At 65.9% G+C, this 23,182-nt stretch carries 21 protein-coding genes and 1 tRNA gene; 9 read left to right on the forward strand and 13 right to left on the reverse strand.

The window, feature by feature from the left end; genetic code table 11:
- Window positions 1-129 precede the first annotated feature (129 nt).
- The 3 genes from K3F48_RS05855 to K3F48_RS05865 are packed head-to-tail and all read left to right on the forward strand — an operon-like array spanning window position 130 to window position 2,049.
- Entirely contained in the window at window positions 130-1,134 is a 1,005-nt protein-coding gene (locus K3F48_RS05855; RefSeq protein WP_222574489.1) for a small ribosomal subunit Rsm22 family protein, read from the forward strand.
- On the forward strand, window positions 1,131-1,556 hold the full coding sequence (locus K3F48_RS05860) for a glyoxalase/bleomycin resistance/extradiol dioxygenase family protein (protein ID WP_222574490.1): 426 nt from the start codon (window positions 1,131-1,133) through the stop codon (window positions 1,554-1,556). The genes K3F48_RS05855 and K3F48_RS05860 overlap by 4 nt, the downstream gene beginning before the upstream one ends.
- A 52-nt stretch (window positions 1,557-1,608) precedes the next feature.
- Window positions 1,609-2,049, forward strand: a complete 441-nt coding sequence (locus K3F48_RS05865; protein ID WP_222574491.1) for a nucleoside deaminase — start codon at window positions 1,609-1,611, stop codon at window positions 2,047-2,049.
- Here the strand turns inward: K3F48_RS05865 and K3F48_RS05870 are convergent.
- Complete coding sequence (locus K3F48_RS05870) at window positions 2,034-2,906, reverse strand: patatin-like phospholipase family protein (RefSeq protein ID WP_222574492.1); 873 nt, start codon at window positions 2,904-2,906, stop codon at window positions 2,034-2,036. The genes K3F48_RS05865 and K3F48_RS05870 overlap by 16 nt on opposite strands.
- A 320-nt stretch (window positions 2,907-3,226) precedes the next feature.
- Between K3F48_RS05870 and K3F48_RS05875 the strand changes: the two genes are divergently transcribed.
- Window positions 3,227-3,463, forward strand: a complete 237-nt coding sequence (locus tag K3F48_RS05875) for a bacterioferritin-associated ferredoxin (RefSeq protein ID WP_222574493.1) — start codon at window positions 3,227-3,229, stop codon at window positions 3,461-3,463.
- A gap of 35 nt (window positions 3,464-3,498) precedes the next feature.
- Entirely contained in the window at window positions 3,499-3,975 is a 477-nt protein-coding gene (gene bfr / locus K3F48_RS05880) for a bacterioferritin (RefSeq protein ID WP_222574494.1), read from the forward strand.
- A gap of 252 nt (window positions 3,976-4,227) precedes the next feature.
- Here the strand turns inward: bfr and K3F48_RS05885 are convergent, their stop codons facing one another.
- A complete protein-coding gene (locus tag K3F48_RS05885) occupies window positions 4,228-5,481 on the reverse strand; it encodes an MFS transporter (RefSeq protein WP_222574495.1) in 1,254 nt (417 codons plus the stop codon).
- Between the two features lie 12 nt (window positions 5,482-5,493).
- Window positions 5,494-6,111, reverse strand: a complete 618-nt coding sequence (locus K3F48_RS05890) for a helix-turn-helix domain-containing protein (RefSeq protein WP_222574496.1) — start codon at window positions 6,109-6,111, stop codon at window positions 5,494-5,496.
- 181 nt (window positions 6,112-6,292) lie between these two features.
- On the opposite strand from K3F48_RS05890, the gene K3F48_RS05895 reads away from it, so the two are divergent.
- Together K3F48_RS05895 and K3F48_RS05900 are read left to right on the forward strand one after the other, a co-directional pair.
- A complete protein-coding gene (locus K3F48_RS05895) occupies window positions 6,293-7,129 on the forward strand; it encodes a UDP-2,3-diacylglucosamine diphosphatase (RefSeq protein ID WP_222574497.1) in 837 nt (278 codons plus the stop codon).
- Window positions 7,129-8,208, forward strand: a complete 1,080-nt coding sequence (locus K3F48_RS05900) for a glycosyltransferase family 1 protein (RefSeq protein ID WP_222574498.1) — start codon at window positions 7,129-7,131, stop codon at window positions 8,206-8,208. The genes K3F48_RS05895 and K3F48_RS05900 overlap by 1 nt, the downstream gene beginning before the upstream one ends.
- Here the strand turns inward: K3F48_RS05900 and K3F48_RS05905 are convergent.
- Window positions 8,158-8,784, reverse strand: coding sequence for a hypothetical protein (locus K3F48_RS05905; RefSeq protein ID WP_222574499.1), 627 nt, complete (start codon window positions 8,782-8,784; stop codon window positions 8,158-8,160). The genes K3F48_RS05900 and K3F48_RS05905 overlap by 51 nt on opposite strands.
- Window positions 8,785-8,916: 132 nt before the next feature.
- On the opposite strand from K3F48_RS05905, the gene K3F48_RS05910 reads away from it, so the two are divergent.
- The gene (locus K3F48_RS05910) at window positions 8,917-9,699 is read left to right on the forward strand and encodes a molybdopterin-synthase adenylyltransferase MoeB (protein ID WP_222574500.1); all 783 of its coding nucleotides are present in this window, start codon (window positions 8,917-8,919) and stop codon (window positions 9,697-9,699) included.
- On the opposite strand, the gene K3F48_RS05915 is transcribed toward K3F48_RS05910, so the two are convergent.
- The 9 genes from K3F48_RS05915 to secA form a co-directional block, all read right to left on the reverse strand.
- On the reverse strand, window positions 9,683-10,033 hold the full coding sequence (locus K3F48_RS05915; RefSeq protein WP_222574501.1) for a RidA family protein: 351 nt from the start codon (window positions 10,031-10,033) through the stop codon (window positions 9,683-9,685). The genes K3F48_RS05910 and K3F48_RS05915 overlap by 17 nt on opposite strands.
- A 493-nt stretch (window positions 10,034-10,526) precedes the next feature.
- Window positions 10,527-12,062, reverse strand: a complete 1,536-nt coding sequence (locus K3F48_RS05920; RefSeq protein ID WP_222574502.1) for an acyl-CoA carboxylase subunit beta — start codon at window positions 12,060-12,062, stop codon at window positions 10,527-10,529.
- 48 nt (window positions 12,063-12,110) lie between these two features.
- Complete coding sequence (locus K3F48_RS05925) at window positions 12,111-12,767, reverse strand: hypothetical protein (protein ID WP_222574503.1); 657 nt, start codon at window positions 12,765-12,767, stop codon at window positions 12,111-12,113.
- Window positions 12,768-12,808: 41 nt separating this feature from the next.
- A tRNA-Val gene (locus tag K3F48_RS05930) sits at window positions 12,809-12,884 on the reverse strand.
- A 169-nt stretch (window positions 12,885-13,053) separates the two neighbouring features.
- Entirely contained in the window at window positions 13,054-13,338 is a 285-nt protein-coding gene (locus K3F48_RS05935) for an HU family DNA-binding protein (RefSeq protein ID WP_222574504.1), read from the reverse strand.
- A 253-nt stretch (window positions 13,339-13,591) separates the two neighbouring features.
- Window positions 13,592-16,015 carry an endopeptidase La gene (lon, locus tag K3F48_RS05940; protein ID WP_222574505.1) on the reverse strand — a complete coding sequence of 808 codons (2,424 nt, stop codon included), beginning with the start codon at window positions 16,013-16,015 and terminating at the stop codon, window positions 13,592-13,594.
- A 256-nt stretch (window positions 16,016-16,271) separates the two neighbouring features.
- A complete protein-coding gene (gene clpX / locus K3F48_RS05945) occupies window positions 16,272-17,534 on the reverse strand; it encodes an ATP-dependent Clp protease ATP-binding subunit ClpX (protein ID WP_222574506.1) in 1,263 nt (420 codons plus the stop codon).
- Between the two features lie 336 nt (window positions 17,535-17,870).
- On the reverse strand, window positions 17,871-19,091 hold the full coding sequence (locus tag K3F48_RS05950; protein WP_222574507.1) for a 6-phosphofructokinase: 1,221 nt from the start codon (window positions 19,089-19,091) through the stop codon (window positions 17,871-17,873).
- Window positions 19,092-19,202: 111 nt separating this feature from the next.
- The gene (secA, locus tag K3F48_RS05955; protein WP_222574508.1) at window positions 19,203-22,019 is read right to left on the reverse strand and encodes a preprotein translocase subunit SecA; all 2,817 of its coding nucleotides are present in this window, start codon (window positions 22,017-22,019) and stop codon (window positions 19,203-19,205) included.
- Window positions 22,020-22,401: 382 nt separating this feature from the next.
- On the opposite strand from secA, the gene rimP reads away from it, so the two are divergent.
- Entirely contained in the window at window positions 22,402-23,178 is a 777-nt protein-coding gene (gene rimP, locus K3F48_RS05960; RefSeq protein ID WP_222574509.1) for a ribosome maturation factor RimP, read from the forward strand.
- The last annotated feature ends 4 nt before the right edge of the window (window positions 23,179-23,182 follow it).

Genomic DNA, 23,182 nt, shown 5'->3' on the forward strand with positions numbered 1-23,182 from the left:
GGGAGGGTGGGACGTCTCCGTTCCGACCTCACGCGAAAATTTGCCTATTGTCGGGTCCGGTTCTACCCGCAACAGAGGCGGCTTGGAATATCTAATCTCGGCGCCGCCGAAGCGGGAGGCTCATCCGACGTGACGCGATTTTCCACGACGCCGCCGGCCGATCTCACGGCGGCGGTCGCACGCCTGCTGGAAGAACGCTCGCGGCGGGAGCTGGCCGAGCGCGCGGCGCGCATCTCGGCCATTTATCGGGCGCAGGGCCGCACCGCCGACGCGATCGCCGACGAGGCCGACGCGCTCGCCTATGCGCTGACGCGGCTGCCGGCGACCTATGCCGCGACCATCGACGCATTCGGCCGGCTGGCCGAGCAGGCGCCGCAGTTTTGTCCGCGCCGCATGCTCGATCTCGGCGCCGGACTCGGGACGGCGAGCCTTGCGGCGGCCGAGGCCTGGCCTGAGATCGAGGCCGTCACGCTGCTCGACCGCAGCCGCGCCTTTCTCGACACGGCGCGGCGGCTCGCCGGCTGCGGCGTCGGCGCGCTCGCGCGGGCGCGGCTCGTCGAGGGCGATGTGCTCGCTCCGCCCGCGGAGCGCTTCGACCTCGTCGTCGCGAGCTATGCTTTGACCGAGATCGCCGAGGCTTCGCTCGCCGCCGCCGTGGACGCCGCCTGGGCCGCCTGCGACGGCGCGCTGGTCTTCGTCGAGCCGGGGACGCCGCGCGATCATGGGCGGCTGATGGCCGCGCGGGCGCGGCTCATTGCGGCCGGCGCGCGCATTCTCGCGCCTTGTCCGCACCATGCGCCTTGCCCGATCGCGCCGCCCGACTGGTGCCATTTCTGCGTGCGGCTCGCCCGCTCGCGCGATCACAAGCTGGCGAAAGGCGCCGACGCGCCCTTCGAAGACGAGAAATTCGCCTATCTCGTCGCCGCCCGCGAGAGCCTCGACGCGGCTCCCGCCGCCGCGCGGGTTCTGGCGCGGCCTGCGATCCTCAAGCACGGATTAAGGATAAAGCTTTGCATGCGGGCGGGAATCGCGGAAGCTACGTTCGAAAAGCGCGATAAGCGGACATTCGGTCCTATAAAGAAGAAGGCCTGGGGCGATGCGCTCGCCCTCGAGGAAACGCCAGCGAAACCATGACCATGCAGCGTCCGAGGGTCGCTCCCTATCTCACCGTCACGCCGGCCGCCGGCGCGATCGCGTTCTACACGGCCGCCTTCGGCGCGCAGCAGCGCGCGCTGATGCCGTCGGTCGACGGGTTGCGCATCGCCCATTGCGAGCTCGCCATCAATGGCGGCTCGGTGATGCTCGCCGATGTTTTTCCCGAGCTCGGCCACGCCCGCCCGCCTTTGCCGGGCGAGCAGGTGACGGTCTCGGTCAGCCTCGAATATGACCGGGCCAAGGAGGTCGACGAGATCGTCGCGCGCGCCGGGCAGCTCGGCGCCAAGATCGAGACGCAGCCGACCAACTCCTTCTGGGGCACGCGCTACGCCGCGCTGCGCGATCCGTTCGGCCACCGATGGATCTTGAACGCGCCGCTCGACGGCTCGCCGATGAGCTGACGATAGAGCGAGCCTTCAGGCTCGCTTTCTCGAAACACCGCAGGCGACTCTCGTGACCGATCCGCTCACCGCCGCCTTCGACGCCGCCCGCGCCGCCTTCGCGGCCGACGAGGTGCCGGTCGGCGCGGCGGTCGTCCGCAATGGCGCGATCGTCGCCGTCGCCGGCAATCGCACGCTGCGCGACTGCGATCCCACCGCCCACGCCGAAATGCTCGCCATCCGCGCCGCCTGCGCGACGCTCGCAACCGAGCGGCTCGCCGATTGCGATCTCTATGTCACGCTCGAGCCCTGCGCCATGTGCGCGGCGGCGATCTCCTTCGCGCGCATCCGCCGGCTCTATTTTTCCGCCGAGGATCCCAAAGGCGGCGGCGTCGAGCACGGCGCGAGATTCTTTTCACAAAAGACCTGCCATCACGCTCCGGAGGTCTATGGCGGCTTGCGCGAGCGCGAGGCGGCGGAGCTGCTGCGCGCCTTCTTTCAGGCGAGGCGCTGAAGAGAAAGCCGCGCCGACGCGCGCCGCAGCCCGTCCGCGACCTGCACGCGGCAGTCGTCGCCGGCGGCGAAAATCTGCTTGGCCTTGAACAGATCGAGCGCGAGATATTGGGTGACGGCGGGCGAGACCAGCACGTCGGGCGGCTGCTCGGCGAGCATGCGCGCGCTGATGGCGTTCATCATGATCTGGCTCGCGACGATGATGGTTTCGAACGGCGAGGGCGGCCGCCCGCGCGCGCGTCCATTGCTCGAGCCCGAGACGTCGACGGCGACGATGATGTCGGCGCGCCCGACGAGATGATTATAGGGAAGCGGATTCACGAGGCCGCCGTCGAGGAGATAGCTGTCGCCATGCGCCACCGGCCGCACGAGGCCCGGAATCGCCATGGAGCCGGCGACCGCCGGCCGCAGCGGGCCGGACGAGAGAACGACTTCACGCCGCAGGCGGAAATCCGTCGCGACGGCGAAAAAGGGGATCGTCAGCTCCTCGAAGCTCGCCGGAACGCCCTGTGGCCAGAAGGCGTCGAGAAACCGCTCTGCGTCCACCAGCGCCGGATGGGCGAAATCCGAGAAGGTGCGCGCGCGCCGCCGCGCGCGCGAACGCAGCAGACGGCGCGCGAGCCGCATGCGGTTGCGGAACAGCTCTTCGGCATGGGCGCGCATCTCGGCGCCGGAAAAGCCCGCGGCATAGGCCGCGCCGACAATGGCCCCGATCGACGTGCCCGCGATGGCGCAAGGGCGCACGCCCAATTCGTCCAGCGCCTCCAGCACCGCAATATGGGCGAGACCGCGCGCGCCGCCGCCGCCGAGCGCCACCGCGACGCTGAAGCCGAAAGCGTTTCCCGTCTTTTGTTCCATGAGAGAGGATGAACAATAATCTTCGGGCGAGCGCAATCTCCGACGTGGCGCGATCCGGCCTGGCGCGATTCTGCCTGGCGCGATCCGGCGCGGCGGCGGGAGCGCGGGCGCTCTCGGTGCGCCGGGGGGCTTGTTTTGGAAACTTTCCACAGTATTTAAGAGGCAAAATGGAGAGGTGGTGGCGCGTGATTTGCGTCGTCTCCGCGCAACGGCGCCTGGTGTCGGCAAGCCGACAACGAGGCGCTGGAAAAATTGGATCTGGTCAGGTAAGCTACTGAAATCACAGCTAGTTTACAACCTTTCCAAACTAGGTGCGGAAGATGATCGTCTGCTCTTGCAACGTGCTCTCGGATGGGCAAGTCCGCGAGCTCCTCGGAAGAAGATCGGATCGGCCCAGCGTCGGAGCGGTCTTTCGCCATATGGGATGCGAGCCGCGCTGCGGCCGATGCGCGCGCAACATCAGCGCGCTCGTCGATCAGCACGCGTCGTCGCCGTCGGATCATTGCAGCGGCGCCGGCGAGTGCGATAATTGTCGCGCGGACGAATTAGCGGCGTGACCTGAAAGCGCCGCGACGATGGGAAAGGGGCGCTTATGCGCGGCGACGCAAAACTGATCGAATATCTCAATCGCGGCGTTCGGGCCGAGTTGACCGCGATCAATCAGTACTGGCTGCATTATCGCATTCTCGACAATTGGGGCTTCAAGGAGCTCGGCAAGAAGTGGCGCGCCGAATCCATCGAGGAGATGGAGCACGCCGACCAGTTCGTGCATCGCATCCTCTTCCTCGAGGGCTTTCCGAACATGCAGAGCCTCGATCCGCTGCGCATCGGCCAGTCGGTCGAGGAGATCATCCGTCTCGATCTCGCCACCGAGGTCGACGCTCGCGCCCTCTATCTCGAGGCGGCCGCCTATGCGCTCTCGATCAATGATCGCATCAGCCAGAACCTGTTCGAGGATGTGGTGAAGAGCGAGGAGCGTCACATCGATTTCCTGGAGACGCAGCTCGAGCTCATCAAGCAGCTCGGCGTCCAGCTCTATTCGCAAAAGCACATCGGCGATCTGTCCTGAGCGGACCCGATCGGCTATGTCCTCCATTAGCCGACTCTCGAGGCGCGATCCTTCTCCCACTCGTGGGAGAAGCGACCCTCGCGTCAGCGAGGGTCGGATGAGGGCGCCTCCGGATGGCGGCGGCAGATTTGACCTGAAGAGGGTTTTCGGCCGGGACCCTCATCCGGCCCGGCTTCGCCGGGCCACCTTCTCCCGCCAAGCGGGAGAAAGGGAGCGCCCTATTTTGGAGTTCTGGGGGCGGGCTCGCTTATGTCAGGTCGCGCCGCTGTGCTGCGGCTCCGGCGGGACGAGATGCGTCGCGGCGCGCCACTGGTCCGCGAGCTTGGCCACGCCGAAGGACAGCGCCGTTCCCGCGAGGGCAAAACCCGCCATCGCCAGATAGGCGTGCTCACCCATCACCGTGTAGAGCGGTCCCGACAGCAGTGTGAACAGGCCATTGCCGCCGGCGATCGCCGCGGCGAGCCACGCCTGGGCCTGCGCCTGGCGCTCCCTGCCGCCGAGCGCGGCCAGCAGATAGGCCGGCCCGATCTGCACCGCCGCGCATGAGGCGCCGTGCAGCGCCTGGGCGAAGAAAATTCCCACAGGCTCGAGGTCGAACGACATCAGCATCCAGCGGATCACCGCCGCGACTCCGCCGACCACGAGGAAGGTCGCGGCGCGCGCTTCGCCGCCGAACCAGCGTCCGGCCATCAGAAAGGCCGCGACCTCGGTCGCGAGCGCGACGACCCAGGCGAAGGCGACAAAAGTGTCGCTGTGGCCCATTTGCTTCCAATGCAGCGCGCCGAAGGCGTTGACCATCGAATGCGAGCTCTGGATGAGCGTCGCTGCGGCGATCAGCAGAATGACGAGGCCCGGCCGCTCGACCGGCGCGCCGCGGCGCAAGGCGCAGCTCGGCGCCGCATGGCCGAGCCCGATCAGCGCGCCGAGGCTCCAAAGGCAGGAGAGCGCGCCGACGCCGGCGAGCAGCCAGATGATGTCCTCGGACGGAAGCGCGCCGGCGATCGGCCCGCTGGCGGCGAGAAAGACGAGGATCGACACCGAGCCCCAGCCGCGCACCCAGGAATAATGCATTTGCGGCAGGCCGAGATCGCGGCGCCGACGCGCTTGCTCGAAGCTGATGCCGTCGGCGAGCGGCGCGATCGGCCCTTGCGCGAGCGCGACCATGGCGACCGCGCAGAGTATGGCGGCAAAGCCGTGCGAGAGGCCGGTGACGGCGTAGCCGGCCGCGATCGCCGCCGCGCAGGCGACGAGCAGCGGGCCGTGATCGCCGTGGCGATCCGCCCGGCGCGAGGCGAGCAAGGTCGAGCCGATGCGGATCACCGGCTGCACGGCGAGAATGGCGGCGATCTGCAGAGCGTCGAGCCCGCGCCCCGACAGCCAGATCGAGAAGAACGGCAGCTGCACGCCGACGATGGCGTAAATCGCCGCGAACAACAAGGAGAGACGCAGCTCCGCATGGCGATCGTCCACACGCTCGATCGTCGCCGCGGCCTCGCGGCGTGGCATTCCCGACAAAACTCACTCCATTGCCGCTGCTTTGAGGATGACGACCATGGTCGCCTGGGCCATGGTCGCGCCGATGTTGCGAATCACATGCGGACGGTCGCAGCGATAGCGCAAGGTTTCGCCCGCGCGCACAATGGCTCGCGCGCCCGCCACCTCGACCTCGAGCTCGCCCTCGCGCGAGGACAGGCTCTCGACCGAGCCGCGCTGATGCGCCTCCGATTCCAGCACGCCGCCGGGATCGGCGGAGAACTCATAACATTGCAGCCATTCTACGGTTTTTATCCAGCCGATGATGGCCAGGCGACATTTTCCGTCGTCGGAGACGAGGATCGGCGTGTCCGATTTGCTCGTCTTTTCCAAAAAGGGCTCGTCCTCCGTCATTTGCAGGACGCCTTCGATCGAGACGTCGAGCGCCTGGGCGAGGCGCCAAATGGTCGCGAGCGTCGGATTGGTCTCGTTGCGCTCGATCTGGCTGATGATCGATTTGGCCACTCCCGACTGCTGCGAGAGTTCGGACAGCGAGAGATTATAGGCCTTGCGCAGCCGCTGGACAGTCGCGCCGAGCTGGCCCGTCAACGCCAGAGCTCCGGCTTCCAAGATTTTCTGCCTGTCGCGACCCTCGACGCCCATGCGCTCTCCCCGGCGAATTTCGATCGGAAAGATATTCGAAGGCGTTCGAAATATCGAACGAGAAATTCAGCCTTCGCGGCGCCCGACGACGCGACCGAGGCGATTGTCATCGTCGCGCAATATGAATCTGGTGGGAAGTCGTGGCGGCAAAGGGCGGCACTAGAAGAGGCGACGCGTCGAAATGACCGCAACGGATCCATCGGCCGACTCCCAAGAGGCCCGGCGCTTCCGGACCTTGTTCCTGTCGGACCTTCACCTCGGCACGCGCGGGCTGCAGGCCGAGCTCCTGCTCGATTTCCTCAGGCATCACGACGCCGAGACGATCTATCTCGTCGGCGATATCGTCGACGGCTGGCGGCTGAAGAACGGCTGGTATTGGCCGCAATCGCACAATGACGTGGTGCAGAAGCTGCTGCGCAAGGCGCGCAAGGGCGCGCGCGTGATCTATGTGCCGGGAAATCATGACGAATTCGCTCGCGACTATGCCGGCATGGTGTTCGGCGGCGTCGAGGTGACCGAGACCGACGTCCATGAGACCGCCGACGGCAAGAAGATGCTCGTCATTCATGGCGATCAATTCGACATCGTCGTGCGCCACGCCCGCTGGCTCGCCTTCCTCGGCGATTGGGCCTATGAGCTGGCGCTGTTCCTCAACATCTGGAACAATCGCATCCGCCGCTTGTTCGGCGTCGGCTATTGGTCCTTCTCCGCCTGGGCGAAGCTGAAGGTGAAGAAAGCGGTGAATTTCATCGGCGATTTCGAGGAGACTCTGGCCGCCGAGGCGGCGCGTCGCGGCGTGGATGGCGTCGTCTGCGGCCATATCCATCATGCGACCATTCGCAGGATCGGCGACATGCTCTATGTGAACACGGGCGATTTCGTCGAGAGCTGCACCGCTGTCGCCGAGCATTCCGACGGCCGCTTCGAGATCCTGCATTGGCGGACGACGGCGCAGGAGCGCGTGGCCGCAGCGCAGGAAGACACGGGCGCGGCCGCGCCGGCGAGGGCCGCCGCCTGATGCGAATACTGATCGCGACGGACGCCTGGCGTCCGCAAGTCAATGGCGTCGTGCGTTCCCTCGAGTCGATGGCGGGCGCGGCGAGCGCGCTCGGAGCGACCATCGAATTCCTGACGCCGCAGGACTTCGCCTCCTTTCCGATGCCGACCTATCCGGAAATCCAGCTCGCTCTGGCGTGGCCCGGGGCGGTGTCGCGCCGGCTCGCGCAAGGCTATGAGCATGTCCACATCGCGACCGAGGGACCCGTCGGGCTCGCGACGCGCGCCTGCTGCCGGCGCCAGGGCCGTCGCTTCACGACGAGCTATCACACGCGCTTCCCCGAATATATTCACGCCCGCTCGCGCCTGCCGGTCAGCGTGACCTATGCGCTGCTGCGGCGCTTCCACAATAGCGGCTGCGGCACGATGGTTTCGACGCAGACCTTGGCGCAGGAGCTCGCGGGGCGCGGCTTCCGCCGGCTGATGCGCTGGTCGCGCGGCGTCGACCATGGCCTGTTCCAGCCCGGCGCCGCGATCGATCTCGGCCTGCCGCGGCCGATCTTCCTCTATGCAGGGCGCCTCGCCGTCGAGAAGAATGTCGAGGCTTTCCTCTCGCTCGATCTGCCGGGGACGAAGCTGGTCGTCGGCGACGGGCCGGCGCGCTCCGCGCTGGAGGCGCGCTTTCCGCAGGCGCGTTTCGTCGGCGTCAAGACCAGCGCGGAGCTGGCGACGCTCTATGCGAGCTCCGACGTGTTCGTCTTTCCGAGCCGCACCGACACATTCGGCATGGTGCTGCTCGAGGCGATGGCTTGCGGCCTGCCGGTTGCGGCGTTTCCGGTCGCCGGCCCGCTCGATGTCGTCGGCGGCAGCGGCGCCGGCGTTCTGAGCGAGGATCTGCAAGCTGCCTGCCTCGCGGCGACCGAGGTCCCCCGCGCCGTTCCGCGCGACCATGCGCTGACCTTCACCTGGGAGGCGAGCGCGCGGCAGTTCCTCGACAATGTGGCCGCCGCCCATCAGGCCGGCGAGTCGGCCGCCTCCGGCAAGGCCGCCTCAGCCGAACAGCCGAAGCTTTTCGTGCAGGGAGAGATGATCAAGCCGTGACAGCGCGGCGAGACGCGGGTCGACGACGATCGGCTTCGCCTTTGCCGGCTCCGGCGGCTCGGCGTGTTCGACCGCCTGCGCTTCCGCGGCGATGTCCTCGGACCATTCCGCCTCGTCATGGGCGAGGTCCGTGGCGAAGACTTCCGGCGCGCCCACGATCTCGACAATGATCCCGCTCTCCGGCTCGACGGGCGACGGCGCGGCTTCGCGCGCAGCGGCCGCGGCGTAAGCGGCGAATTGCTCCGCGAGGGCGTCGGCCTGGGCGCAGAAACTTTCATCGAGTCCGCTGGCGCGCAGGGTGTGCGCGAATTCGCGCGCCCGCTCGGCGAGGCGCTGCGGCAGCCGCCAGTCGCGGGCGGGCTCCGCCTCGGGCGTCTCTCGCTGGTCTTCGACGCGCGTGGCCACATAGCGCTCCAGCCGGTCGACCGCCTGCACCAGCCGCTCGGTCTCGGCGGCGCGCTGACGGCGTGCATATTCGAGCAGGAACCAGCGGCCGCGCACGGTTTCCATCACCGCGGCTTCGATTCTGTCATAATCTTCCGGGTAGAGCCCGGTGGGCGGAGCCGGTAAATTCATGAACCAGTCCTCGCGAAGCCGGCGCCGCGAATCGGCGCATGCCCAGCAAAAGCGCGGTTCGCGTCTTATGCAAGTCTTATTGACGGAATGGAGGCGGGACCGTGCCGCCGTCGGAGGAAAAGGAGCGGAGCAATGACCTTTTCGGCGGAAGAGATCGAGCGCTATGCGCGGCATATCGTGCTGCGCGATGTGGGCGGGCCCGGTCAGCAGCGGCTGAAGGCGGCGCGCGTGCTCGTCATCGGCGCCGGCGGGCTCGGCGCGCCGCTGCTGCAATATCTCGCCGCCGCCGGCGTCGGCGCGCTCGGCGTCGCCGACGACGACGAGGTCTCGCTGTCCAATCTGCAGCGGCAGGTGATCCATGGATCGATGGATGTCGGCCGGCTGAAGGTCGAGAGCGCGCAGGACGCGCTGCAGCGGCTCAATCCGCATGTCCATGTCGAGGCGCATGCGCTGCGCGTCACCAGGCAGGACGCACGCGCGCTCGTCGCCGACTACGACATCGTCGCCGACGGCTCCGATAATTTCGCGACGCGCTACATCGTGTCCGACGCCTGCTTTTACGAAAAGAAGCCGCTCGTCACCGCCGCGGTCGGCGGCTTCGACGCCTCGCTGACGACGCTGCGGCCTTTCGAGACCGGGCCGGACGGAACGCCCAACCCGACCTATCGCTGCCTCTTCCCCGCGCCGCCGCCGCCCGGCGCCGTGCCGAGCTGCGAGGAAGCGGGCGTGCTCGGCGCCCTCACCGGAATCGTCGGCGCGATGATGGCGCTCGAGGTGATCCGCGAGATCGTCGGATTCGGCGAGGGGCTGGTCGGGCGGCTCGTGCTGTTCGACGCGCGCGCCATGCGCTTCGAGACCCTGCGCTACGCCTATGATCCCGACAATCCGCTATCGGGCGTCACAGCGCCGCGATGACGGCGATCTCGACCTTGTAGGCCGGGGCGACGAGCTTCGCTTCGACCGTGGCGCGCGCCGGCGGGTCGTTCTTGTCCACCCAGACGTCCCAAACGGAATTCATTTCGGCGAAGGTGGCGATGTCGGCGAGATAGATGGTCGCCGACAGAATCTTGGCCTTCTCGCTGCCCGCCTCGTCGAGGATCGTGTCGATGAGACCGAGAATCTCGCGCGTCTGTTCGGCGACCGAGCCGCCCTTGGTCGCCTCGGCCACCTGGCCGGCGGTGTAGATCACGCCGCCATGGACGACGGCCTTGCTCATGCGCGCGCCGGCGCCGATCCGCTTGATGGACATTGTCGCTCCCTTATCTCGATGCGGCGAGGCATAGGCCGAGGCGGCGAGACGAGCAACAGGAACGTCCCGTTCTGCGGCGCGTCCTATCGATCGAAAGGAAAACTCTATCGCGGCTCTACATACACAAAGAGCGGGGACGGCCCGTGCCTTTCCCCACTCTTTGGTACCCGTCCTTTGACCGGAAGATTCGATGCGGCCTCGGCGGGCCGCTGCGCGGACATTGGTGTGGAGCGTCTCGCGGATCGAAATAGCTTCCGGCGTCCTCCCCGACTTGGACCTCAGCCAGCGACTCGTCGAACGCCTTTGGCGCTCTTATGTTTTTTCCTGCCAGCTCGGCGTGGAGGACATTATGACAGGCCGAGGTGTTTGTCATCTGAAAAGGGCGCAGGATGAAAAGAAATTGTGCGGCGGGCGCCTTCGCTGACGGCATTTTTTGCTGCGCCGCCGCGCTCGTCGAGACCGGGCGGCGCAGAGCCCCGCCCGGTCGGATAGGTCAGAGCGGGATGTTGTCGTGCTTCTTCCAGGGATTCTCCAGCTCCTTGTGGCGGAGCAGGGCGAGCGCGCGGGCGATGCGCTTGCGCGTCGCGCTCGGCATGATGACCTCGTCGATGTAGCCGCGCTCGGCCGCGACGAAGGGCGAGAGGAAGCGGTCCTCGTATTCCTTGGTGCGCTGAGCGATCTTCTCGGCGTCGCCGAGATCGGCGCGGAAGATGATCTCCACCGCGCCCTTGGCGCCCATCACGGCGATCTGCGCCGAGGGCCAGGCGTAATTGACGTCGCCGCGCAAATGCTTGGAGGCCATCACGTCATAAGCCCCGCCGAAGGCTTTTCGCGTGATCAGCGTCACCTTCGGCACGGTGGCCTCGGCATAGGCGAACAGCAGCTTGGCGCCATGCTTGATGAGGCCGCCATATTCCTGCGCCGTTCCAGGAAGGAAGCCCGGCACGTCGACGAAGGTGACGATCGGAATGTTGAAGCAGTCGCAGAAGCGCACGAAGCGCGCCGCCTTCTTCGAGGCGTCGATGTCCAGCACGCCCGCCAGCACCATCGGCTGATTGGCGACGAAGCCGACCGTGCGCCCCTCGATGCGGCCGAAGCCGACCACCATGTTCTTGGCGTGCGTCTCCTGAATCTCGAAGAAATCGCCCTCGTCGGCGATCTTCGTGATCAGCTCCTTGATGTCATAGGGCTTGTTCGGATTGTCGGGGACGAGGGTGTCGAGCGAGGCGTCGAGCCGCTCGGTCTCGTCGAAGCTCGGCCATTCCGGCGGGTCCTCCTTGTTGGAGGAGGGCAGGAAGTCGATGAGCCGGCGCATCTGCAGCAGCGCCTCGACATCATTGTCATAGGCGCGGTCGGCGATCGAGCTCTTGGTGGTGTGCACCGAGGCGCCGCCGAGCTCCTCGGCCGTCACCGTTTCATTGGTGACGGTCTTCACCACATCCGGGCCGGTGACGAACATATAGCTCGTGTCGCGCACCATGAAGATGAAGTCGGTCATCGCCGGCGAATAGACGTCGCCGCCGGCGCAGGGACCCATGATCACGGAAATCTGTGGAATGACGCCGGAGGCCAGCACATTGCGCTGGAACACCTCGCCATAGCCCCCGAGCGCCGCGACACCCTCCTGAATGCGCGCGCCGCCGGCGTCGAACAGGCCGATGATCGGCGCCCGGTTCTTCAGCGCCATGTCCTGCAGCTTGGTGATTTTCTGCGCATGCGTCTCCGACAGCGAGCCGCCGAACACGGTGAAGTCCTTGGCGAAGACGAAGACGGCGCGGCCGTTCACCGTGCCCCAACCGGTGACGACGCCGTCGCCCGAGATCTTCTCGCCCTTGTCCATGCCGAAGTCGGCGCAGCGATGCGCGACGAACATGTCGAATTCTTCGAAGGAGCCGTGATCGAGCAGAAGGTCGATGCGCTCGCGCGCCGTGAGCTTGCCGCGCGCATGCTGCGCGTCGATGCGCCGGGCGCCGCCGCCGAGACGCGCCGAGTCGCGGCGCTGTTCGAGACCATCGATGATATGCTTCATGGAACGCTGACCTTTGTTGGAGCGGCTGCGAGGCCGTTCGTTCTTCTTTTACAGGTTGGGCGTGCCGAGACGCCAGCGGGAGATTTCGGCCGATGTGAGCAGATGCACGCGATCGGGCGAGGTGCGCTCGGCGAGCGCGATGAGGTCGCGGCTCACCCCCATGGAGGCGCTGTAGCGGGAGAGCGCTTTGCGCATCCCGCCATCGGCGTAGCGGCGCTCGCGCAGCGTCTCGCCGCTCATCGGATCGACGCCGTCGACATAATTGAACATGCGGTGGACGCCGACCCGGCTCTGGCGCGGGATGACGCGCTTCAGCCCGCCCATCAGCGCATAGACGCAGGCGGAATAGCAGCGGCCGGACACCAGTGGGCCGCCCTCGGCGGCGATGCGGGCGACGACGACCGCCATGCCGAGCTTGCGCAGTTCTTGGCCGAGCTCCATCGAGGCGACCACTTTGCCGCCGGGCGAATCGATCAGCAGAATGCCGCGCAGCGGCTCGCGGCTCGCGCGCATGCGCAGAAAGCGCAGAAAGGCGTCGGGCGTCTGCTCGACGATCTCGCCTTCCGCGGCGACCACCTGCGGGCAGCTGCCGCCGCAATGGGAATCCGCCAGCGTCACCAGACGAAACGACATTTCGTCCGCGCGGGCCGCCGGGGCCGCGGCGATCGCCACGGAGGCGACGAGAGACGCATAAAGGATGTTCATTCGATGCCGCTCGGCGCTCCGCTGCGTCGATTGCGCTGGACTGGTGGGCGGTGACGGACTCGAACCGCCGACCCTCTCGGTGTAAACGAGACGCTCTACCAACTGAGCTAACCGCCCCGTGCGTCCGGCGCAGCCGAAAGACGCGGCATAGATTTACGGGACAGGGGCCCTTCGGCGCAAGATGGCGCCGGGCGCATGCAGCCGCCGGCGAGGGTCGCGCCCCGACGGCGAGCGGACGCTTGCTCCGCTCTTCGAACGAGCGGCGCGCGAGCGCGCGGCGTTTTCCTCACTTCGCCTTGTTGAGCGCGGCCTTCAGCGTTGCGCCGGGCTTGAAACGGGCGCTGTTGGACGCGGGAATCTTGATCTCTTCGCCCGTGGCCGGATTGCGGCCCACGCCGGCGGCGCGCTTCTTGACGGAAAATGTGCCGAAGCCGACGAGCCGGACTTCGTCGCCCTTTTTCAGGGCCATGGTGATGCCTTCCAGCACGGCGTCGATAGCGGCGGCAGCGGCGGCTTTCGACGTGTCGGTGGCTTCCGCGACGTGCTCGACCAGCTCCAGTTTATTGACCATGGTCCAATCCCTTCTCTTCTCCGCCGGGGAGCCGGGCGTCGAAAGGGCGAGCGGCCACGAATCGTCGAACCCGGCGTCCGAGAGTGATGTGCCGGAATCTCAGTAAAAGCAAGGGTTGGAACGTCAAGGACCGCCGCAATCCCTGGGAAACGGGGACGGCGGACGCAGATCGACGCGCAAAGGCCCGAAATTCCGGGCGGGGGCGGGGAAGACCCGCGCCGCTCTGCGCGGCGCGGGCCTCGAGCTCGGGCGGTCAGTGCGCGCGCACGCCCGCCGAATCGTCCTCGACGACATTATGGGCGATCGTCGCGGGCTCCTCCCAGACGATCGGGGTCGGCTGGCGCACGAGCGCGTGAGCGAGCACCTCGTCCATGCGCGAGACCGGCACGATCTCGAGCGCGTTCTTCACCGCCTCCGGGATGTCGGCCAAGTCCTTGGCGTTCTCCTCGGGGATCAGCACCTTCTTGAGGCCGCCGCGCAGCGCCGCGAGCAGCTTCTCCTTCAGGCCGCCGATCGGCAGCACGCGGCCGCGCAGCGTGATCTCGCCGGTCATGGCGATATCGCGGCGCACCGGAATGCCGGTGAGGATCGAGACGATCGTCGTCGCCATCGCGGTTCCGGCCGAGGGGCCGTCCTTGGGCGTCGCGCCTTCCGGCACATGGACGTGGATGTCGCGGCGGTCGAACAAAGGCGGCTCGATGCCGAAATCGACGGCGCGGGAGCGCACATAAGAGGCGGCCGCGGAGATCGACTCCTTCATCACGTCCTGCAGATTGCCGGTGACGGTCATCTTGCCCTTGCCCGGCATCATCACGCCTTCGATCGTCAGCAGCTCGCCGCCGGCGCCGGTCACGGCGAGTCCGGTGACGACGCCCACCTGATCCTCGAGCTCCGCCTCGCCATAGCGGTATTTGTGGACGCCGAGATAGTCGGAGATATTGTCGTTGGTGACGTGGACCTTCCTGCCCTTCTCCTTCGACAGCAGGATCTCCTTCACCGCCTTGCGGGCGAGATTGGAGATTTCGCGCTCGAGATTGCGCACGCCGGCCTCGCGCGTGTAGCGGCGGATCAGCGTCTGCAGCGCATCGTCGTCGATCGCCCATTCGTCGACCGCGAGGCCATGCTTCTTGACCGCGCTGGGAATGAGATGCTTGCGCGCGATCTCCGCCTTCTCGTCCTCGGTGTAGCCGGCGATGCGGATGATCTCCATGCGGTCCATCAGCGGCGCGGGAATGTTCAACGTGTTCGCCGTCGTCACGAACATGACGTTCGACAGATCGTAGTCGACCTCGAGATAGTGATCGGCGAAGGAGGAGTTCTGCTCCGGATCGAGCACCTCGAGCAGCGCCGAGGACGGATCGCCGCGGAAGTCCATGCCCATCTTGTCGATCTCGTCGAGCAGGAACAGCGGATTGGACGTCTTGGCCTTGCGCATCGACTGGACGATCTTGCCGGGCATCGAGCCGATATAGGTGCGCCTATGGCCGCGGATCTCCGCCTCGTCGCGCACGCCGCCGAGCGACATGCGCACGAACTCGCGGCCCGTGGCCTTGGCGATCGACTTGCCGAGCGAGGTCTTGCCGACGCCGGGCGGGCCGACGAGGCACAGGATCGGGCCGGTCAGCTTGTTGGCCCGGGTCTGCACGGCGAGATATTCGAGGATGCGCTCCTTGACCTTGTCGAGGCCGAAATGATCGGTGTCGAGCACGTCCTGCGCCGCCTCGAGATCGCGCTTGATCTTCGACTTCTTGCCCCAGGGCAGCGCCAGCAGCCAGTCGAGATAATTGCGCACGACCGTTGCTTCCGCCGACATCGGCGACATCTGACGCAGCTTCTTGAATTCGGCGACGGCCTTGTCGCGCGCCTCCTTCGAGAGCTTGGTGTTCTTGATGCGCTCCTCGAGCTCGGCGAGATCGTCCTTGCCGTCCTCGTCGCCGAGCTCCTTCTGGATCGCCTTCATCTGCTCGTTGAGATAGTACTCGCGCTGCGTCTTCTCCATCTGGCGCTTGACGCGTGTGCGGATGCGCTTCTCCACCTGCAGCACGGAGATTTCGCTCTCCATCAAGGCGAGGCACTTCTCCAGCCGCTTGGCGACGGAAATCGTCTCCAACACGTCCTGCTTCTCGGCGATCTTCACCGAGAGATGCGAGGCGACGGTGTCGGCGAGCTTGGAAAAATCCTCGATCTGCGTGACCGCGCTGGCGATCTCGGGCGAGACCTTCTTGTTGAGCTTCACATAGGAGTCGAACTCGGCGATCACCGAGCGGCCGAGCGCCTCGATCTCGACAGGCGTGTCGGTCTCGTCGCCGAGAGCCTCGGCGTCCGCCTCGTAATAGTCGTCGGTGCGCGTATAGGAGCGCACCTTGGCGCGCGCCACGCCCTCGACCAGCACTTTCACCGTGCCGTCGGGGAGCTTCAGCAGCTGCAGCACCGAGGCGAGCGTGCCGATCTGATAGATGGAGTCCGCCGCCGGATCGTCGTCGCCGGCGTTCTTCTGCGTCGCCAGCAGAATGAGGCGATCGGATTTCGTCACCTCCTCGAGCGCGCGGATCGATTTGTCGCGCGCGACGAACAGCGGAACGATCATATGGGGAAAGACCACGATGTCGCGCAGCGGCAGAACCGGGTAACTCTCGACCGCGCCGGGCGCGATGGAATTCCGCTTTTCGTTCGTCATTTCGTGTTTCCTGTTCCGTTTCGCCCTTCGCCCCGGGCGGGTCGAGGCGGGGCTATGACGCTTGGAGGCAAGCAAGTTCTGGGCTAGACGCCGTCGATTGAAAGAGCCGCCTTCTTCGCACATATGCTTTGAAGGCGTTACGCAACAAATGGGCCTGACGGCCGCGCTATTCAAGAACTCTTGAAAAACAACCATCTGCGACCAATTCGCGAGCGGGGGCGGCGCTATCTAGAGGCCGCTCCTGCCGAAATTCGCGTCACGCGCTGGCTCCGCTCTTCTCGCTGCGCTCGGCATAGATATAGAGCGGCCGCGCTTTGCCTTCGACGACCTCGGGACCGATGACGACCTGCTCGACGCCTTCGAGGCCCGGCAGCTCGAACATCGTGTCGAGCAATATGCCTTCCATGATCGAGCGCAGGCCGCGCGCGCCGGTGTGGCGCTCGATCGCCTTGCGTGCGACGGAGGAGAGCGCCTCGTCCTGGAAGGTGAGCTCGGTGCTCTCCATCTCGAACAGGCGCTGATACTGCTTGACCAGCGCATTCTTCGGCTCGGTGAGGATGCGCTTCAGCGCCTCCTCGTCGAGATCCTCGAGCGTCGCGATCACCGGCAGGCGGCCGACGAATTCGGGGATGAGGCCGAACTTCAGCAGATCCTCCGGCTGCACATGGCGGAAGATGTCGCCGGTGCGGCGCTCGTCCGGCGCCTGCACGGTGGCGCCGAAGCCGATGGAGGTGCCCCGTCCGCGCGAGGAGATGATCTTCTCGAGGCCGGCGAAGGCGCCGCCGCAGATGAAGAGAATATTGGTCGTGTCGACCTGCAGGAATTCCTGCTGCGGATGCTTGCGCCCGCCCTGCGGCGGCACGGAGGCGATCGTGCCTTCCATGATCTTCAGCAGCGCCTGCTGCACGCCTTCGCCCGACACGTCGCGGGTGATCGAAGGATTGTCCGACTTGCGGGAGATCTTGTCGATCTCGTCGACATAGACGATGCCGCGCTGCGCGCGCTCGACATTATAGTCGGAGGCCTGCAGCAGCTTCAGAATGATGTTCTCGACATCCTCGCCGACATAGCCCGCCTCGGTCAGCGTCGTCGCGTCCGCCATGGTGAAGGGCACGTCGAGAATGCGCGCGAGCGTCTGCGCCAGCATGGTCTTGCCGACGCCGGTCGGGCCGATGAGCAGAATGTTCGATTTGGCGAGCTCGACGTCGCCGTGCTTGGTCGCGTGATTGAGCCGCTTGTAGTGATTGTGCACCGCGACCGACAGCACGCGTTTCGCCTGCGCCTGGCCGATCACATAATCGTCCAGCACCTTGCAGATTTCGCGCGGCGTCGGAATGCCGTCGCGCTGCTTGACGATGGACTTGTTCTCCTCGCGGATGATGTCCATGCACAGCTCGACGCATTCGTCGCAGATGAACACCGTCGGCCCAGCGATGAGCTTGCGCACCTCGTGCTGGCTCTTGCCGCAAAAGGAGCAGTAGAGCGTGTTCTTCGAATCGCTGCTGCCGACCTTGCTCATGTCTCAGTCTCCTGACGGATCGGCCCGCAGATGCGAATCGAACCAACCTCACTCGATATCAGCGTCGACCTAACAAAACGTGCAGGCGGCGCCCGCCCGTCGCTTCCCGGGATCCGCGACGCTTCGGCGTCGTGCTCGGACCTCAGTCTATAAGTCTCGACGCGCTATGCAACCACGACGCCCGGCTATAAATCAAGCAAGAATCGAGCCTTGGGTAGAGGCGAATGGAAATTTCCGGTCAACAAACCATTTCCGACATGGAAAGAATTTCTAAATCAGCAGGTTGAGCTCGTGTTGGGCAGCCGGCGGCGCCCGCGCCCGCCGGCTGTGCGTCTGTCACTTTTTCAAGATTTTAGCGACATGATTGTGTCGCAAACGATAGGCGTCGGGCATCCCGCTGCCGAGCAGGGGACGCAGATAGAGCCGGAAGGCGTCGGTCACATCGGTCCCGCTCTCGCTGATGAATGCGTCGGGCATCACCTTGGTCTTGCCGGCGACCGCCTCGAGCGGCGTGAGCTGATAGTCGACCGAGTAGAAGCCCGTGCGGTGAATTGTCACGGAGCCGTTCTTGTCGCCCCACAGCGCGAACTGCACCGCCTTCTCGCCCACCTCGCGCGCCTCGCGCTGATCCACATCGGAGACGCAGCCGACGAAGCTCCGCTGCACATAGCCGAAGGTGTCGGCGCGCACGCGCTTATAGCCGAGCCTCTTCTTGATGAGCTCCGTCAGCATGTCGGCGAGCGCGCCGCCGCCGAGATGCACATTGCCATGCGCGTCCTTCTCCACCTGCTCGGCGAGCTTGGCGGCGATCGGCGTGTGATTCTCATCGGCGATTCCTTCCGACACGGCGATGACGCAGCGGCCGTATTTGTCCATCGTCGCCATCACATCGGCGAGGAAGCGCTCGGTGTCGAACGCGCGCTCGGGCACATAGATGAGATGCGGGCCATCATCCGGGAACTTCTTGCCGAGCGCCGAGGCCGCAGTCAGGAAGCCCGCATGGCGGCCCATGACCACGCCGATATAGACGCCGGGCAGCGCCCAATTGTCGAGATTGGCGCCGGCGAAGGCCTGCGCGACCCAGCGCGCCGCGGAGGGAAAGCCGGGGGTGTGGTCGTTGACCATCAGATCATTGTCGATGGTCTTGGGGATATGCACCACGCGCAGCGGATAGCCGGCTCTGGCGGCTTCGTCGGAGACGATGCGCACCGTGTCGGAGCTGTCGTTGCCGCCGACGTAAAAGAAGCAGCCGACGCCATGCGCGCGCAGCACCTCGAAGATCTCGTGACAATATTTGAGGTCCGGCTTGTCGCGCGTGGAGCCCAGCGCCGAGGACGGCGTGCCGGCGACCATCTCGAGATTATGCGTCGTCTCCTGCGTCAGATCGACGAAGTCCTCATTGACGATGCCGCGCACGCCGTGCAGCGCGCCATAGACGCGCTCCACGCAGCGGAACTTGCGCGACTCGAGAATGGCGCCGACGAGCGATTGATTGATGACGGCGGTCGGCCCGCCCCCTTGCGCGATGAGGACTTTGGAGAAGTCGATGTCGGACACGGATAGGCTCCAGTAGCAGCGGCGTTTCAAAGGCGAATAGCGAGTAGCGAATAGCGAGTGGTTCAGTCACGCTCGCTATTCGCTATTCGCTATTCGCTATTCGCTACTCGCTCACACGAGCGCGCCGTGGCAGTGCTTGAATTTCTTGCCCGAGCCGCAAGGGCAGGGCTCGTTGCGGCCGACCTTGCCCCAGCCCGCCGGATTGTCCGGATCGCGAGCCTGCGCTTCGGCGACGGCGCCCATCGCCTGCGGCGAGAAATCGGCCGCGGCGAGCCGCGCGTTGAGTTCAGCGAGCGCGCTCTCTCCGCCGCCCGCCGCATTCGGGTCCGGATGCACATATTCCATCGGCGGCAGCTCGGTGGGCGCCGGCGGCGCCTCGAAGGAGACCTCGACGCGCATCAGCTGCGAGGTGACGGCCTCGTCCCAATGCGTCATCAGGCTGCGGAACAGCTCCAGCGCCTCGGACTTGTATTCGTTGAGCGGGTCGCGCTGCGCCATGCCGCGCCAGCCGATCACCTGACGCAGATGGTCGAGCACCACGAGATGATCGCGCCACAGCTGATCGAGCGCCTGCAGCACCACCTGCTTCTCGATCATGCGCGAGAGCTGCGCCGTATTGCGCTCGACGCGCGCGGCGTAGGACTCATTGGCCGCATTGAGCAGACGCTCCTTGATCTCCTCGTCGGCGATGCCCTCCTCCTTCGCCCAATCCTCGATCGGCAGATCGAGATTGAGCTTGGCGCGCGCTTCGTCGGCGAGGACCTCGACATCCCAGGACTCGGCATAGGCGTCATGCGGAATATGCTCCGCGACGAGCTGCGCGACGACGTCCTCGCGCATCTCGTTCACCGTCTCCTCGACGCTCTCCTCCGCCATGATCTCGCGCCGGCGCTCGAAGATCACCTTGCGCTGGTCGTTCATGACGTTGTCGAACTTGAGGATGTTCTTGCGGATGTCGAAATTGCGCGCCTCGACCTTGTGCTGCGCCTTCTCGAGCGCCTTGTTGATCCAGGGATGGACGATCGCCTCGCCCTCCTGCAGGCCGAGGCTGACCAGCATCTTGTCCATGCGCTCGGAACCGAAGATGCGCATCAGATCGTCCTGCAGCGACAGGAAGAATTTCGAGCGGCCGGGGTCGCCCTGGCGGCCGGAGCGGCCGCGCAGCTGATTGTCGATGCGGCGGCTCTCGTGACGCTCCGTGCCGATGATGAAGAGGCCGCCGGCGGCGATCGCCTTCTCCTTGAACTCGGCGACCTCGGCGCGGATCGCGGCTTCCTTGGCTTCGCGCGCGGCGCCCTCCAGCGCGGCGCATTCCTGCGCGACGCGCATCTCGACATTGCCGCCGAGCTGAATGTCGGTGCCGCGGCCGGCCATATTGGTGGCGATGGTGATCGCGCCGGGCACGCCCGCCTCGGCGACGATATAGGCCTCCTGCTCGTGGAAGCGTGCGTTGAGAACGGCGAACAGCCGCGACGGCTTGCCGGAATGCGCCGCCTCATAGAGCTTGCCGAGCGCCTTGGTCGGGTCGGAGAAGTCGATTTGCTTATAGCCCTTGGAGGCCAGGAACTCGGCGAGCTGCTCGGATTTCTCGATCGAGGTCGTGCCGACCAGCAGCGGCTGCATCTTGGCGCTCGCCTCCTCGATCTCGGCGGCGATGGCGTCGAGCTTCTCCTTGCCGGTGCGATAGACCTCGTCGTCCTCGTCGATGCGCTGCACCGGACGATTGGTTGGAATCTCGACGACGTCGAGCCGGTAGATCTCGGCGAACTCCTCCGATTCCGTCGAGGCCGTGCCGGTCATGCCGGCGAGCTTCTCGTAGAGGCGGAAATAGTTCTGGAAGGTGATCGAGGCGAGCGTCACATTCTCCGGCTGGACGGTCACGCGCTCCTTGGCCTCTAGCGCCTGATGCAGCCCTTCCGAGTAGCGGCGGCCCGGCATCATGCGGCCGGTGAACTCGTCGATGATCACCACCTCGCCCTTGCGGACGATGTAATCCTTGTCGCGCTGAAACAGCTTGTGCGCACGCAGCGCCTGATTGACATGGTGGACGAGCGTGACGTTCTGCGCCTCGTAGAGCGCGCCCTCGACGAGCACGCCGGACTCGGCCAGCAGCTCCTCCATATGCTCGTTGCCGGCCTCGGTCAGATTGACGGTGCGCTGTTTCTCGTCGAGCTCGAAATCGTCCTTGTCGAGCTTCGGAATGAGCTTGTCGATGGCGTTGTAGAGGTCGGACTTGTCGTCCGAATGGCCGGAGATGATGAGCGGCGTGCGCGCTTCGTCCACCAAAATGGAGTCGACCTCGTCGACGATGGCGAAGACATGCGCGCGCTGCACCATCTGCGCCAGCTCATATTTCATATTGTCGCGCAGATAGTCGAAGCCGAATTCGTTGTTGGTGCCATAGGTGATGTCGCTGGCGTAGGCCGCGGCGCGGTCCTCGTCGGAAATATCGTGGACGATGACGCCGACGCTCATGCCGAGGAAGCGATAGACGCGGCCCATCCATTCGGCGTCGCGGCGGGCGAGATAGTCGTTGACGGTGACGACATGGACGCCGCGCCCGGCGAGCGCGTTGAGATAGACGGCGAGCGTCGCCACCAGCGTCTTGCCCTCGCCGGTGCGCATCTCGGCGATGGCGCCCTCGTGCAGCACCATGCCGCCGATCAGCTGCACGTCGAAATGCCTCTGGCCGAGCACGCGCTTGGCCGCCTCGCGCACAGTGGCGAAGGCGGGGACGAGCAGATCGTCGAGCTTGCGGCCGTTCTCCAGCTGTTCGCGGAACTGCTGCGTGCGGGCGCGCAGGTCGTCATCCGAAAGAGCGGCGAGCTCATCCTCCAAGCCGTTGATCGCCTTGACCTTCGGCTGATAGGTCTTGAGACGGCGGTCGTTGGCCGAGCCGAAAATCTTCTTGGCGATGGCGCCGAGCATTGCGGGGACCCTTCCAGATGAGCTGCCGGCGGAGGCCGGAGCTGGCCGCCTTTTCGCACAACTTCCTTTCGATTTGGAAATCTATTTTCGAAAGGCGGCGGGGCGCGACAGCGCGGCCGCGCCTCAGAAAGGCCGGCGCTGCGATGACGCGCGAGAGATAAGAGCCGCTCGAGCCCTTGTCAATCAATCCGGCGGCGGCGTCCGACCGGCCGAGCCGACGCTCCTGGCTTTTACTTGCCTCCGGGGCCAGCCGTGGTGTATAAGCGCGCCCAGTTTCCATCTCATAACGGTCACGCCGTCGTGATCGCTGCTTGAGAGTGGGGCCCGGCCGGGACCCGCTCTTTTTTGTTTGCGCCGGCCCGTGAGGCTTCGAAACCCGAGGATGAGCCGCTTGGCAGAAACGCCCGCCGCCGGCGCCGACAGCGCGCCCACTCCGCTCGACGAGCCGCGTCTCAGCGGCGAAACGGGTGTCGCGGCGCGCGTCGCGCATATCGCCGAGCCGGTGCTGGCGCAGCTCGGCTATCGCCTGGTGCGCGTGCGCATCCTCTCGCAGAATGGCGTCATTCTGCAGATCATGATCGAGCGGCCCGACGGGACCCTGGCCATCGAGGATTGCGAGGCCGCGAGCCAGGCGCTCTCGCCCGAGCTCGATGTCGAGGATGTGATCGCCGAGGCCTATCGGCTCGAGCTGTCCTCGCCCGGCATCGACCGGCCGCTGGTGCGCGTCTCGGATTTTCGCCGAGCCATCGGCCAGGAGGCGAAAATCGAGCTGACGCTGCCGCTGGCGTCTGGCCGCAAGCGATTTCGAGGCGATATCATCGCCGTCGAGGGCGAAGGACGCGAGGCGGTGGCGACGCTCGAGCGCAAGGATGCGCCGCCGGACGAAGAGAAGACTGTGCGCCTGCCTCTGCGCGACCTCGACGAGGCCAAGCTGATGTTGACCGAGGCGCTGATCCGTGAATCGCTGCGCGCCGGCAAGGCCGACGCCGAGCAAGACCAAGACCAAGAACAAGAGGAGGCCGGCGCGGCGCAGGAGCGTCCGCGCCGCGGTCCGGGCCGTTTCGCCGCCGCGGCGAAGCAAAAGGCCAAGCCGCTGGTTCCAGCCGGAATTCAGGCGGGGTTGAAAAAAGGAGGCGGGCCCGGTCGCACGCGCGTCTGACGCG

Source organism: Methylosinus sp. Sm6, from assembly GCF_019802345.1.
In the GTDB taxonomy this organism is placed as follows: domain Bacteria; phylum Pseudomonadota; class Alphaproteobacteria; order Rhizobiales; family Beijerinckiaceae; genus Methylosinus.